At 37.8% G+C, this 15390-nt stretch carries 9 protein-coding genes; all 9 read left to right on the top strand.

Features of this window, described 5'->3' with window-relative positions; translation table 11 throughout:
- Positions 1-3: 3 nt before the first annotated feature.
- The 9 genes from ACYVHJ_RS08495 (at position 4) to ACYVHJ_RS08455 (ending at position 15385) form a co-directional block, all read left to right on the top strand.
- Complete coding sequence (locus tag ACYVHJ_RS08495) at positions 4-2418, top strand: ADOP family protein (protein ID WP_460514071.1); 2415 nt, start codon at positions 4-6, stop codon at positions 2416-2418.
- Between the two features lie 11 nt (positions 2419-2429).
- Entirely contained in the window at positions 2430-4859 is a 2430-nt protein-coding gene (locus ACYVHJ_RS08490) for an ABC transporter permease (protein WP_460514069.1), read from the top strand.
- A 202-nt stretch (positions 4860-5061) separates the two neighbouring features.
- Positions 5062-7482 (top strand): ABC transporter permease, encoded by a 2421-nt coding sequence (locus ACYVHJ_RS08485; protein ID WP_460514067.1) that lies wholly within the window; start codon positions 5062-5064, stop codon positions 7480-7482.
- Positions 7483-7522: 40 nt separating this feature from the next.
- A complete protein-coding gene (locus ACYVHJ_RS08480; protein ID WP_460514065.1) occupies positions 7523-8191 on the top strand; it encodes an ABC transporter ATP-binding protein in 669 nt (222 codons plus the stop codon).
- 280 nt (positions 8192-8471) lie between these two features.
- A complete protein-coding gene (locus tag ACYVHJ_RS08475; RefSeq protein ID WP_460514063.1) occupies positions 8472-8720 on the top strand; it encodes a hypothetical protein in 249 nt (82 codons plus the stop codon).
- 114 nt (positions 8721-8834) lie between these two features.
- Entirely contained in the window at positions 8835-10439 is a 1605-nt protein-coding gene (locus tag ACYVHJ_RS08470) for a SulP family inorganic anion transporter (protein WP_460514061.1), read from the top strand.
- Between the two features lie 211 nt (positions 10440-10650).
- On the top strand, positions 10651-11286 hold the full coding sequence (locus tag ACYVHJ_RS08465) for a carbonic anhydrase (RefSeq protein WP_460514059.1): 636 nt from the start codon (positions 10651-10653) through the stop codon (positions 11284-11286).
- Positions 11287-11578: 292 nt separating this feature from the next.
- The gene (locus tag ACYVHJ_RS08460; RefSeq protein WP_460514057.1) at positions 11579-13921 is read left to right on the top strand and encodes a PSD1 and planctomycete cytochrome C domain-containing protein; all 2343 of its coding nucleotides are present in this window, start codon (positions 11579-11581) and stop codon (positions 13919-13921) included.
- A 3-nt stretch (positions 13922-13924) separates the two neighbouring features.
- Positions 13925-15385, top strand: a complete 1461-nt coding sequence (locus tag ACYVHJ_RS08455) for a DUF1501 domain-containing protein (RefSeq protein ID WP_460514055.1) — start codon at positions 13925-13927, stop codon at positions 15383-15385.
- Positions 15386-15390 lie beyond the last annotated feature (5 nt).

Raw genomic sequence — 15390 nt, 5'->3', positions numbered from 1 at the left:
ACCATGTACAAAAATTATCTAAAAATAGCCTGGCGAAATCTTGCACGGAATAGGGGCTATGCTGCCATTAATATTGGAGGGTTGGCACTTGGAATGGCAGTAGTTATTATGATAGGGTTATGGGTCTTGGATGAATTTACTTTCAATACCTACCATAACAATCATGATAAGATTGCTCAGATTTACAATAGAAGCAAAAACCTGGATACAAGTGAAATTGAGTCTTTTCCCTCTACGGTCTACACCATGGGTAGCGTTATAAAAGACAATTATTCAGATTATTTTACTTATGCAATACGTGCCACATGGGTGGGGAATTATGTATTGACCAATAAAGGGGAAAATTATACCCAAAGAGGTCAGTTTATTGAAAGCGAAGCCTTAGAAATGCTTTCTTTGGAAATGATACAAGGCGCTTATTCGAGTTTAGAAGAGGTCAATGCAGTAGTTTTGTCTGAAACAGCTTCTGCTGCCATTTTTGGAGAGGAAGATCCTGTAGGTAAATCCATAAAGATCAATAATGAGATGGATGCCGTCGTAAATGGCGTTTATAAAGATCTTCCCAAAAACAATAGTTTTGCCAATGTGAAATTCTTTGCGAATTGGAAATTGACAGAGGCCAATGAGCCCCAAAGATTCGAACGAATAAAAACAGTATGGGACGATTGGTCTTTTCAGTTTTATGTGCAATTGAGGCCGGAAATTGATTTTGAAACAGCCAATGCTGTTTTAAAGGATTTGTATTTTCAATACGGACCCGCAGAATCATTGGAAGGTTTTGAGAGACGTGGCCTACATCCTTTTGCTTATCCCATGGACAAATGGCATTTGTATTCCCAATTTGATGCTCAGGGAAAGCCTACAGAAGGCAGAATCACTTTTGTGTGGTTATTTATAGCCATAGGTTTATTTGTATTGGTTTTGGCCTGTATTAATTTTATGAACCTCAGTACTGCGCGCTCTGAAAAGCGTTCCAAAGAAGTAGGCATTAGAAAAACAGTGGGCTCCAATAAAGAGCAACTGATCTTCCAGTTCCTAAGTGAATCCATATTGATTTCAGGTATTGCCTTATTTTTCGCCTTGGCTTTGGTGCTACTTACGCTACCATGGTTCAATGAACTGGCTGGCAAAAATATGCAGATACCCTGGACTAACCTTACCTTCTGGGCATCCATATTTGGCGTTACCTTGCTTACAGGGTTGTTAGCTGGTAGTTATCCGGCCTTGTACCTTTCCTCCTTTAGTCCGATCAAGGTATTAAAAGGAACATTTAAAGCTGGACCCTATTCGGCTGTTCCAAGAAAGGTATTGGTAGTCTTTCAATTTGCTGTTTCTATCATGTTGGCTGTGGGGACGGTAATTGTTTTTAACCAAATAGAATTTACCAAGGATCGGCCGATTGGCTATGACCGAAGCAATCTTATATCCATACAAATGAACAATCCCGCGTACAATAGCAAGTACAACCTTTTGCGGGATGAATTGATAAACACAGGGGTAGTGGAAGACATGACCCAATCTTCTTCTCCATTAATGGGCGTTTATAGCAATGGCGGTGGTAGTATTAGTTGGGAAGGCAAAGATCCTGAGATGTCACCTGACTTTGGTATTTTGCGGGTAACCCATGATTATGGGAATACAGTAGGTTGGCAGTTTGTGGAAGGAAGGGATTTTTCGAGGGATTATGCCTCTGATTCTGCAGCTATAATTCTAAATGAAACGGCCGTTAAGTACATGGGCTTGGAAAACCCAGTAGGGAGCTTTATTACCTTTGGAAATGACGACCGGGCAGAGATTATTGGTGTTACAAAGGACATGGTGATGCAATCTCCTTATCAACCTGTAAAGCAGGCCTTTTTCTATATTGATTACGATAGGGTAGACTATATTAATATCAAAATAAAGCCCGATGCCATCGCCAGTGATGCCATTGCTCGCATTGAAGAGGTATTTGCCACAGTTGTTCCATCTGCTCAATTTGATTATGGATTTGTAGATGAGGCTTTTGGGCAGAAGTTTGAATCTGAAGAGCGTCTGGGAAATTTGGCAGGAGTTTTTACCCTTTTGGCTATTCTAATTAGTTGTTTAGGCCTTTTTGGTTTGGCTTCATTTGTGGCCGAGCAACGGAAAAAGGAAATAGGGGTACGAAAAGTCTTGGGGGCTTCGGTTTTAAATTTATGGCAGATGCTTTCCAAAGATTTTGTGGTTCTTGTGCTTATTTCCTGCCTGATTGCGATTCCTATTGTCTATTACTTTATGAGTCAGTGGTTACAGAAATACGATTACAGGATGCAAATATCTGCGTGGACCTTTGGCTATGCCATAATCGGGGCATTATTTATTACCCTGTTGACAGTAAGTTTTCAAGCCATTAAGGCTGCAATTGCAAATCCTGTGAAGAGTTTAAGGACCGAATAATCCCGAAAATCATGTATAAGAACTATCTAAAAATTGCTTTTCGAAGTATCTGGAAAAATAAGACCTTCTCTTTGATCAATGTAATCGGCTTATCGATAGGTTTAAGTGCGTCTTTTGTAATCGGAATCATGATCTATTATGACCTTACATTTGATAAATTTCATGAGGATAGAGACCGGATTTACCGTGTAGTTGTAGACACTCAGGGACCTGATCAGGAAGGACATTCTAGAGGTGTTCCGGTACCGCTAATAGATGCATTGAAAGACAATAGTACTGGAATTGATCATGTGAGTCCTTTTTTCCTTGTTGGTTTTGATAAAGTAACTGTAGCATCTAGTCAAAAGGGATTTGAATGGCCCGGAGATATTGTGGTTGCTGACGAAGAATACTTTAAAATATTCAAGTACCATTGGCTTGCCGGATCGGCAGATGCAGCTCTTGAAAATCCATTTGAAGTGGTGTTGAGTAAAAGCAGGGCGGAAAAATATTTTCCCGGCAGATCCCTTGAAGAAATTATTGGTAATACCTTGATTTATGAGGATTCCTTAATTGTAAAAGTGACAGGAATTGTGGCTGAATTTGAAGAACGTTCTGACTTTATATTCAAAGAGTTTTTATCCCGAAAGTCTTTTCAAAACTCAGAGAGCTATGGGTATTTCTATGATAAAAGCTGGGGAAGTATCAGTTCATCTACTCAATTGTTTATTAAAGCGGATGAGTTTAATAATAAAACCGCTATTCTAGCGCAATTGGATGCTTTGGGGAAAGAAAATGAAAATGAAGAAATGGCCGCCTTGGGGTATTTCAGGTCCTTTCGGTTGCAAGCTTTGAAAAACCTTCACCTTAACGATAGTTACGGTGTATTTGACAGCAGCCCTTACCGTGCAAGTGCTGATGTTTTAATAGGCCTGGGTTTTATTGCCCTCTTTCTATTGCTTTTAGGGTGCATTAATTTTATTAACCTCAATACTGCGCAATCTGCCAAGCGAGCCAAAGAAATTGGTATTCGAAAAACATTAGGCAGTTCCAAAAAACAGTTGGTCATTCAATACTTGGGCGAAACTTTTATTTTAACAGTTTCAGCAGCCATATTGTCCCTTTTCATGGCTACTTTTCTGCTACGCGTGTTTGCCGACTTTATACCATCGGGGCTTAGCATGGGTTTATTGCAAAACCCGGTATTAATGGTCTCATTAATAGGTTTATTAATTCTTATTACTTTTTTAGCAGGTTTTTATCCCGCCCTTATCCTGTCAAAATATAAACCGGTGTCCGTACTCAAAAACCAATCGGTTTTGGATGGAGACAAGGGGAGTTTAAGAAAATTCTTAACCGTTTTCCAGTTTGTTATTGCTCAGGTGTTTATTATAGCTACACTGTTGGTAGGAAAACAGATAAACTACCTGATAAATAAGGATATGGGATTTAAATCGGAGTCCATCGCCTATATTAGAGCTCCGAGAAGTGATGCTTCGATTGAAAAATATGAAGCGTTTAAGGAGGGTCTTGAAACTATTCCTGAGGTAAAAAATTTAAGTATTGCTGGAGATCCTCCTGCATCCCAAAGCTATTCAGGAAGAGGAGTAAGCTATTTTTCAGAGGGTAAGGAGAATCATGTTCAAATACAAATGCTCTCTGGGGATAGAAATTTCCTGAATTTATATGACATAGACTTATTGTCAGGAAGATTGCCACTCAATGATTCTATTTCTGAATATGTAATCAATGAGACCCTAATGCGCCATTTGGGATTCCAAAAACCGGAAGAGGTTATAGGCCAGCAATTTAAGGTAGGCAATGATAATATACCTATTGTCGGTGTAATGGAAGATTTTAATCAAAGTTCCCTTAGGGAGGAAATAGAGCCTATGGCATTTGTTCAGAATAATCAAAACTATACCCTTCACTTTTCCTTCCAAGCCAAGGATACAAAGCATTGGCCTAAAGCCATCAATAAAATTGAAACGCTGTGGCAGGAATTCTTTCCTGATGAAACGTTTAAAATTAATTTTGTAGATGATGATGTAAAACAATTTTACAGCCAAGAGCAAAAGACAGCCACACTTTTAAAATGGTCCACAGGTTTAGCCATACTTATCAGTTGCTTAGGACTTTTTGGCTTGGTTATCCACAGTACTGAAAAGCGAACAAAGGAAATTGGCATTAGAAAAGTCCTGGGGGCCTCCATCCTGCAACTTAACCTATTGATGGGGAAAGAGTTCATGGTGCTCGTAAGTATTGCCTTTGTTATAGCTGTGCCGATAGCATGGTGGGGAATAAGCAGCTGGTTGCAAGAATTTGCTTACCAAACAACAATGAGTTGGTGGGTATTTCTCTTAAGTGGCGTAAGTTTATTAATAATCGCACTGGCAGTTATCAGTATTAAAATATTTACAACAGCCAATACCAACCCCGTGAAAAGTTTAAGTACGGAATAGGGGATAGCGTCTAAAGTGTTGGTCAAATGCTGACAAATATCTTATAGATGCCTTAGATTCTAGATTTAAATTCAGAAATTAATTACTGCCCAAAATGTGTAAATATATTGTACAAATTCTGTCAAAAGATTTTACACATAAATTTAAAATGAATAATTTAATAGTTATAAAATACTGAAATTCAACCAATTAAATTTATGGTATGAAGATCGTAATTGAAATGAAGAAGGCCAATCCTAACAGAAATTTGTATACAATGCTACGACATAACTTAAAACTTTTCTTTAGAAACATTAAGCACAATAAAGGGTCTTTTATGATCAATACCTTTGGTTTAGGCATTGGTATCGCTTCATTTTTACTTTTAACCCTTTATGTTCACAATGACCTGACCTATAATCGGTTTCATGATAATTTTGACAATATTTATAGGATAAGGGATGGTGAAACCGTACAGACCAAGGGACCTTTATTGCCTAAGTTGATGGAGGAGCTACCGGAAGTAGTCAATGGCACACGGATATTCGATTGGGAGGGTTTTCGGATCAGCCATGGTGACAAAGCTTTTCAGGAAAATATTCATTATGTTGACCAAGGCTTTTTTTCCATCTTTAGTTTTCCTTTCACCGAGGGGTCCGATATAAATCCTATCCAAGAAAAATACAGTGTGGTGATAAGTACAGACTTTGCTAAAAAGTATTTTGGGAATGAACCGGCAATAGGTAAGAAACTCCAAATAAAATTTGAAGAGGTTTTTTTGGAAGTAAAAGGGGTAGTAGACATTCCTTCTAATTCATCCATAAAATTTGATATCGTTTCTTCCTATGAAACAGGTGAAGAGATTTCTCCTTGGATAAAGGGAATTCATGACTGGTACAATACTTTTTCCATAAGCTATGTTCAATTAAAAAATGGGATAGCACCGGAAGCAATTGATGAAAAATTAAAGCAGATTGTTAAAGAAAATTATTTACCTGTTGGTCAAAATGAAACAGACCTCAATTTGTTACCGCTCCAAGCCTATCATTCCACTGAAGAATCTAACCAAACTTTGATTGTTATCCTATGTATAATTGCATTGGGCATCATAAGTATAGCCATAGTTAATTTTATAAATTTAACCATTAATAGTGTACAGTCCCGAGTAAAGGAAATTGGAATTAAAAAAGTACATGGAGCTTCGGGAAGTGACATTATCGGACAAATATTGACAGAGTCTTTTGTGGTTAGCTTTATAGCTTTGCTGTTAGGGCTTATGTTGATGGGCTTATTTTTGCCAACATTTAATACACTCAATGATACAAGTTTGCAATTCACACCTTTTGAAAAGCCTGTTTTTATTTGGATCCCATTAATAATATGGGCCGTTGTAGGTGGTTTATCAGGGTTAATTCCTTCTCTTTTTTGGACCAAAGGAAAATTGACTGAAAGCCTTAAAGGGAATGTTTTTTCTGGTATCAGGTCTTCTTCAGGGAGTCATTCTTTAATTGTAATTCAGTTTGCCATAGCGATAATTTTAATTTCAGGAACATTATTGGTAAGGAAGCAGGTGGAAGGCATGCTGGAAAAAGATCCACTATTCGATACAGAAAATGTAATCATTACAGAATTACAACCCTGGCAGTTTCCCAATATAGAGAATACCGGCAATAATTATGAGCGAATAGCCAAAGAATTGGAAGAGAGCCCTTTGGTAGAATCGGTCAGTTTTTCACAATGCATACCCGGGTATTATAGTGAAAACTACAATGTGTTTTTCCCTCAGGGAAAAACCTCAGCGGAATCTATACACCTGAGAAAAGCTTATGTCGGAGCCAATTATTTCAAAACTTTTGGCATTCAACAATTGTCAGGAAATGGTTTTGAAAAAGGCAATATAAATTATGAAAATGCCATAGTACTTAATAAAGCTGCTGCGCAAAAGCTTGGCTTTAATGAGGCAAATGGACAAATTTTAAATGAAAGTTCCAAACAAGGAGCTATTCGAAAGGTAGTAGGAATTGTAGATAATTTCAGTTATCAGGGTGTTCAGCATCAAGCTCAACCTTTGATTCATATTTTTTCAGAGCAGGAAGACTTTACCAATTGGGGCTTTTTATCCATAAAGGCCAAGGAAGGAGCCAGCTTGCAAATGCTCGAACAATTGAAACAAAAATGGAAGAGTGCATTTTCAGGAATTGAACCTAAGTTCTATTTTGCTGATGAAAAATTAAATGAGCAATACAAAGAATATGTCCAAATCAATACCCTGGTTGCATGGTTTTCTATTCTGGCAGTGCTACTTTCTTGCATGGGTCTATTTGCCCTGGCATCCAACTCAATGGCCAAGCGAACCAAAGAAATTGGTATCCGAAAGGTAAATGGCGCCACAATTTCTGAAATTCTTCTTTTGCTTAACAAGGATTTTCTAAAATGGGTAGTGTTGGCTTTTTTCATAGCCATTCCAATATCATGGTATGCCATGAAAAGTTGGCTGGAAGGTTTTGCCTTTAAAACTGAAATCAATTGGACTATTTTTTTGCTTGCAGGAATTGTCGCCATTGGCATTGCCATATTGACGGTCAGCTGGCAAAGTTTAAAAGCCGCCACTGCCAATCCAATACAAGCTTTAAAGGATGAGTAGTTAATTACAAAATAGATTTTAAAAATAATTGAATAATTCGATGTTAATAAAATTAAGCAATATTTTCAAATGGGTTCAACAAGGTGGAAGAAGGGTTTTTTTACTTAAGGACATTAATCTGGTTGTAGAAGAGGGAGATTTTATATCCATTATGGGCCCTTCCGGTTCAGGAAAATCTACCTTGCTCAATGTAATTGGTATGCTGGATGGATTTGATGAAGGGGAGTACAACTTTTTTAATGAACCGATTCATCAATTAAAGGAAAAGAAAAGAGCATCGCTTTTCAAACAATACATAGGTTTTGTTTTTCAGGCTTACCATCTGATAGATGAGTTAACTGTCTATGAAAATCTGGAGATGCCATTGCTTTATAAAAAATACTCAGGTCCTGAAAGAAAGGCCCTAGTTGCCGATATGTTGGATCGATTTCATATTGTAGGTAAGAAAGATTTATTTCCGGCACAACTGAGCGGCGGACAACAACAATTGGTTGGGATAGCCCGTGCTTTAATTGGTAAACCTAAATTGATATTGGCCGATGAACCTACTGGAAATTTGAATTCAAAACAAGGAGAAGAAATTATGGATCTCTTTAAGCAACTGAACGAGGAAGGAGTCACCATAATACAGGTAACCCATTCGGAAAAAAATGCAGCCTATGGAAAAAAAATAATTCATTTATTAGATGGGAGAATGGAAAAAGCTTGATTTAAAAGAAGATAGGTTGCTTTGAGTTAAAAAAATTAGTTTGAATTTAATATTGACTTGATAATGACAAACACCCGTTAATAATTATATAATTTTAAGGTGGATTTCTTCTTAAGAAGTGTCAATTTGACAAAATAACGAAACATTTTTTAAGTTGTAATGTAAATTTTTGAGTTAATCGTTATATTGCAGAAGCAAATATTTTAGATTGAATTTTAAAAAGTCGACATATCGAAGTATAGCATTTGGGTTTTTGACCCTCTTTTTATCTCTATTGTTTATGCCCAGCTTAGTGGTAGCAGCGATTGATGATGAGGTCAACATCTCCATGTTTTTTTCTTTCACTGAGGAAGAAACCAAGGAGCACGAAGTAAAATGTGAGTTGGACATAGACGATTTATTTCCTACCAATCATTTATTGTTGGCCAAATCTTCTGATGATATTTTTTCTCGTAGATTTAATATAGATAATGTTATTAACAGCCTTTTTGATCCTGGCATAATAGTTCCACCTCCGGAGTTTGAGTAATTTCTTATTTGGTCCATGGCGACGTTTAGTTGTCTTTGGTTTTTTAGTACCCCTTAGATTTCAAGCATTTCATTTATCTAAGGGAAAGAAATTTTAAACTCATAATTAAATTACATGAAAAGTAACAATCTATTTGCTCATCTGAAATCAGATGTTGCATCAGGTTTGGTGGTATTTCTAGTTGCCTTGCCCTTATGTTTAGGAATAGCCTTGGCTTCTGGAGCCCCATTGTTTGCAGGAATTATTGCCGGTATAGTTGGAGGATTAGTCGTAGGTGCCTTAAGCCAGTCTCACATTAGTGTTTCAGGACCTGCTGCCGGACTTACAGCCATTGTTTTTGTAGCCATTGCTGACTTGGGATACGAATCATTTTTGGTTGCTGTTATTTTGGCTGGTGCCATGCAGTTGATACTTGGCTTTGTAAAGGCTGGTACAATTTCAAACTATTTTCCTTCAAATGTAATTGAAGGAATGCTTGCTGGTATTGGTGTAATTATCTTTATTCAGCAGATACCTCTGGCATTAGGGTCTGACGTTGAAATTGGCTCTGGATTAGCCATTTTTACTGATATTTTTGCTGCGTTTTCGGATATTCAGCCGGGAATTCTCATTATTACTGTTGCCTCATTGGCTGTATTAATCACCTGGCAAAAAACACCGGCATTAAAGAAATTGAAATTGGTGCCCGGTGCTTTGGTAGCAGTATTATTGGGAATTTTTATTAATGGTTTATTTATTGCAACAAACAGTTCTTTTGCGGTAGGTGCTGACTACTTGGTTAATTTGCCGGTTCCAAAAAGTATAGAAGAATTAAAAGGAATATTTGTCACACCTTCGTATCAAGCCGTGTTTAATCCGGGAGTATGGATTGTGGCTGTTACCATTACTATTGTAGCTTCAATAGAAACATTGTTATGTATAGAAGCAACGGAAAGGATAGATCCTTTAAAGAGGTTTGTTAATACCAATGTGGAGTTGAAGGCGCAAGGAGTTGGGAACATGATAAGTGGTATTCTAGGCGGTCTACCAATGACTTCAGTAGTTGTTAGATCCACTGCAAATGCTAATTCAGGTGCCAAAACGAAGATGTCTGCAATAATCCATGGTTTTTTACTACTTATTTGTGTATTAAGCATACCGATGATTCTCAATTTAATTCCGATGGCTACGCTTGCAGCTATATTATTAACAATCGGATATAAATTGGCCAATCCAGCAACTATTAAACATTTCTGGGACCGTGGAAAATACCAGTTCGTTCCATTTATTGCCACCATGTTGGCAGTAGTTTTCTTAGGTTTATTGAATGGGGTAGCCCTCGGAATGATCATAAGTGTGATTTTTATTTTGAGAGGAAACATCAAAAAAGCCTATTTCTTTAGAAAGGAAGAATACCGTAGTGGGGATGTTATTCATGTGGATTTGGCTCAAGAAGTATCTTTCCTAAATAAAGCGGCTATAAAACTAACCCTCAATAAGCTTCCCGATAATTCTAAAGTGATCATCAATGCTTCTGATACCATATATATTACTCAGGATGTGTTAGATTTGATCCACGAATTCAAAATGGTTAATGCCAAGGAACGAGGTATTAAAGTGGTGTTAGTGGGTTTCAAGGATGCATATCAATTAGACAATGACATTGAAGCCAATAATCATGTATACATCGATAAAAATCTTTTATCTGAAGAGAAAATCAGTCAACTATTTAATAATTAATTAAACCCATTAATTGACATTTAGGTCATTCTTAAAGTAGCGCTTTGGGTTCAAAATATTGTTAATTTATTCCATATTTTAAACTTTTGAAAGGAAGATAAAAAATGAGTGGTAATTGGTAATTTTGGATTGAAAAGCAGCTTTTGGAACCATACTTGTCATAATTGGAGCAAAACAACCATTATTTAAATATAAAAACAGAAAAAATAGAATGAAAGCACATACTGCAGAGACTCAAGCCACCATGACCCCGGCTAAGGCCTTGGAAATATTACAGGAAGGAAACCAAAGATTTGTAAGTAATTTAAAAGTAAATAGAAACCTGCTTGAGCAAGTCAATGCTACCAAAGATGGTCAGTTTCCTTTTGCTATTGTTTTAAGCTGTATAGACAGCAGAACTTCAGCAGAATTGATTTTTGATCAGGGTTTGGGAGATATTTTTAGTGTTAGGATTGCAGGGAATGTGTTAAATAAGGATATTCTTGGCAGTATGGAATTTGCTTGCAAGCTTGCCGGATCAAAGCAGATTGTTGTTTTGGGTCACAGTAAATGTGGGGCCATTAAAGGGGCTTGTGCTGGGGTGAAAATCGGTAATTTATCCGGTTTATTAGAAAAAATAGACCCTGCAATAAATGATGTAACTTCAGAAATGCCGGGCAAAGAACATACGGATCCTGAATTTATCAAAGCCGTAGAGAAAAGAAATGTGATCACCACCATGGATTTGATTTTACAAGAAAGCCCTGTTTTGAAAGAGTTGTATGAAAATGGAGAAATTGGGATGACCGGAGGATATTATGATGTAGACACCGGAGAGGTTACTTTTATGAAAGCAGTTTTAAGTTAGAATTCCTATATTATAATTACTTTAGAAGCAGTATTAAAAATCAAAAACAGGTTTTTAATACTGCTTTTTTATTTCTTTTAAACGTGCCAGTTTGTTTTAATCTTGAGAAGAAATAATCGGAATGCACTTGTCAGAGTAATTATTTATTCCGTGTTACGGAAATTATATGTTTGGGAATGTTATAAAATCATTTTTTTAAAAAAGTAAATTTTGATGTACTTGCTGTTCTTACTATATTCAACTTGACTCCTTTCCTTAATACCATTGTTAAGGAAGAGAAATGTTTATCAAAATGAATAAAAAAAGAAAAAGCATCTCTTATATTAGGCCACTGTTAGGATTATTATTCCTTACAGTTATAGGCTGCGCTAACAAAGAGGAGAGGGAAGCTAATTTGGAGCCATTTCCTGAAGTAGTCAGTTATAATTTTCATATTCGCCCCATTCTTTCTGACAATTGTTATGCCTGTCATGGCCCTGATGCCAATTCCAGAGAAGCCGGATTAAGATTAGATTTGGAAAGTGAGGCATTTAAGGCCTTAAAAGAAAATCCTAGTGGCTATGCCCTTGTTCCGGGAAAACCTCATCAATCCGAAGTTTACTTGCGTATCAATTCTGAGGATGAAAATCAAATGATGCCCCCAGCGGATTCCAATCTTAAACTGACCGACAGAGAGATTGAATTAATTAAAATCTGGATCCAAGAAGGGGCTGAATATGAGAAACATTGGGCATTTGAACCACCTAAATACAATGATCCTCCTGAGATAGATGAAAAGAATTGGCCAATTAACGGGATTGATTATTTCATCCTAAAAAGACAAGAAGAACTAGGATTGCATCCTAATGAAGCTGCCTCGAAGGAAAGCTTGTTAAAGCGGTTAAGTTTTGATTTGACAGGATTACCCCCAACGCTAGAAATGATGGATCAATTTACTAGCAGCAGGGATCCTGAGGCCTATGAGGCGATGGTGGATTATCTCTTGGCCCAACAAGGATATGGAGAACGTATGGCCGTTTATTGGATGGATATCGCCAGGTATGCGGATTCCTATGGCTATCAACTGGATAATTTTAGAACACAATGGCCTTGGCGAGATTGGGTTATCCATGCTTTTAATAATAATTTATCCTATAAAGATTTTATTACATGGCAACTGGCAGGTGACTTGTTGGAAAACCCTACCAAGGAACAAATTTTAGCTACTGGATTCAATAGAAACCATAAAATCACGGAAGAAGGAGCTGTGGATGAGGAAGAATATCGGATCACCTATGTGACGGATAGGACCAATACTGTAGGCAAAGGTATTTTGGGCATCACTTTTGAGTGTGCGGCCTGTCATGATCATAAGTTTGACCCGATCTCACAGAAGAATTATTACGAAATGTTTTCATTCTTTAATAATATAGATGAGCTAAGAACTACTACAAGCCCAATTGATCCTCTGGTTGGTACCCCCAAGTCCTATGCTAAAAAGCCTTTTATAGAAATTACAGATGAAGATGTAAACGGTATTTTATCCTTTGTCAATAAAAAGGATACCAGCACTTTAATTGTTTCTGTAATGGGTGAATTGGATACCTTACGGAACAATTATGTTTTAGAAAGAGGTGTTTTCAACGCTTTTGGAGAGACCGTATTTCCTTCTACTCCCGAATCAATATTAAGCTTCGATGCAAAATATCCCAAAACCAGACTGGGTTTAGCCAGATGGTTATTTGATGAAAAGAATCCCCTAACTTCCAGGGTCTTTGTGAACAAAGTTTGGAAAGAGTTCTTTGGAAGAGGAATAGTCAACACCACCGGTGATTTTGGCATGCAGGGAGAATTACCCAGTCACCCCGAACTGTTGGACTGGCTGGCCATTGATTTTATGGAAAATGGCTGGGACATAAAACGCCTTGTAAAACAAATCGTGATGTCTGCGACCTACAGGCAGTCAGTTTCTATCAGTAAGGAAAAAAGAAACCTCGATTCGGAAAACAAATACTATTCCTATGCTTCCCGCCATCATTTGAAGGCAGAATTTATAAGAAACATGGTATTGGCCTCAAGTGGACTTTTGGTACCGGAAATTGGTGGAAGAAGTGTTAAACCTTATCAACCGGATGGGCTTTGGGAAGCTGCTACTGCCGGAGGCTCAACCTTGGCAGAATATACACAAGACCATGGAGAAGATCTATATAGAAGAGGTTTATATACTTTTATAAAAAGAACAGTGCCTGCACCTTCCATGCTAATTTTTGATGCCAGCAATCGGGATCAATGTGAAACGGAAAGGTCCTTTACCAATACCCCTTTGCAGGCGCTTGTAATGCTAAATGACCCTACTGTACTGGAGGCATCCAGAGTTTTGGCTTCGAAGCTAATCAGGGAAAAATCAAGTGAAAAGGAGAAAATCAATAAAGCATTTCGATTAATTCTTTGTAGAAAACCCAAAGCAAAAGAGTTGGATTTATTGGAAGCCTATTACAAGGACAAGCTAGCAACTATTTCGGAGGAGAATGCCATTGAATTGACATCAATTGGTGAATATCCGCAAAATGATAAGGTAGATAGCCAATCAGTGGCAGCCCTTATGCAAATAATTTCTACTTTATACAATATGGAAGAATCCATAAGCAGATCTTAAAAAATGGAGAAAGAAATATTAGAATATGGACTCAACAGAAACAGAAGAAGGTTTCTATCCAAAATGAGTCTTGGTATAGGAAGTGTGGCTTTAGGTTCATTGCTTATTCCTGACCTGTTCAATAAGGCAAGAGGCACAAATGATTTGGAAATGTCCATTCCAGGATTACCTGACTTCGCCCCAAAAGCCAAACGAGTAATTTATCTGTTTCAAAATGGTGCACCCTCCCAATTGGAATCCTTTGATTATAAACCAATACTTCGGGATATGCAAGGCCAGGATTTACCAGCTTCTATCCGAGGAGATCAAAGGCTAACCGGCTTTACTGCCAATCAGTCTTCACTTCCATTGGTAGGTTCATTTGTTGATTTTAAACAGTATGGAGAATCCAGAGCTTGGGTAAGTGATCTTTTTCCAAAAACAGCTGAAATTGTAGATGACATTTGCATCGTCAAATCCATGCATACAGAGGCCATCAATCATGACCCTGCCTTAACCTTTTTTCAAACCGGAGCACAGCAAGGTAATAGACCTAGTATGGGTTCTTGGCTTAGTTATGGACTTGGAAGTGAAAACCAAAACCTCCCATCCTTTACGGTATTGATATCCAGAGGTGAAGGAAACAGTCAGGGTGTCTATTCCAAATTATGGTCCAATGGTTTTCTGGATTCTATCCATCAAGGTGTACAGTTCAGTAGTGGAGAAGACCCTGTTTTGTACCTTAAAGATCCAAAGGGGTTAAATCGTTCAGACAGGCGTGACATGCTGGACAAGCTGGCCCAATTGAACCAATGGTCTTATGAGGATATTCATGATCCTGAAATCAACGCCAAAATTCAGCAGTATGAAATGGCATACCGTATGCAAACTACGGTACCAGAGACATTGGATATTTCCAAAGAACCGCAAAGCATTATAGACATGTATGGTGAAGATTGTAAAAAGCCGGGTACTTTTGCTGCCAATTGTTTACTGGCAAGGAAATTATCAGAAAATGGGGTTCGTTTCGTACAGCTATACCATCAGGGTTGGGACCAGCATGTCAACTTACCCAAAGAAATCACAGGACAGGCAATGGATGTAGATCAGGCCTCTGCGGCCCTGGTAAAGGACTTGAAGCAAAGAGGCTTACTGGATGAAACCTTAGTGGTTTGGGGAGGAGAATTTGGGCGTACAAACTTCAGCCAGGGCGAAATAACTAAGGATAACTACGGAAGAGACCACCACCCTAGATGCTTTAGCATTTGGATGGCAGGCGGTGGTATCAAGCCGGGAATTGTCTACGGCGAAACCGATGAATTTGGGTACAATATCACGAAAAATCCCGTCCATGTACATGACTTTCAAGCCACCCTTTTGCATCAATTAGGGCTGGACCATGAAAAGTTGATTTATAAACATTTGGGCAGAAGGTTCAGGCTTACAGATGTTGCTGGTCATGTGGTGAAGGATATTATTGCCTGATTTTG

It is taken from the genome of Cyclobacterium sediminis (genome assembly GCF_054781075.1).
This window is presented reverse-complemented; position numbering and strand designations above follow the sequence as displayed.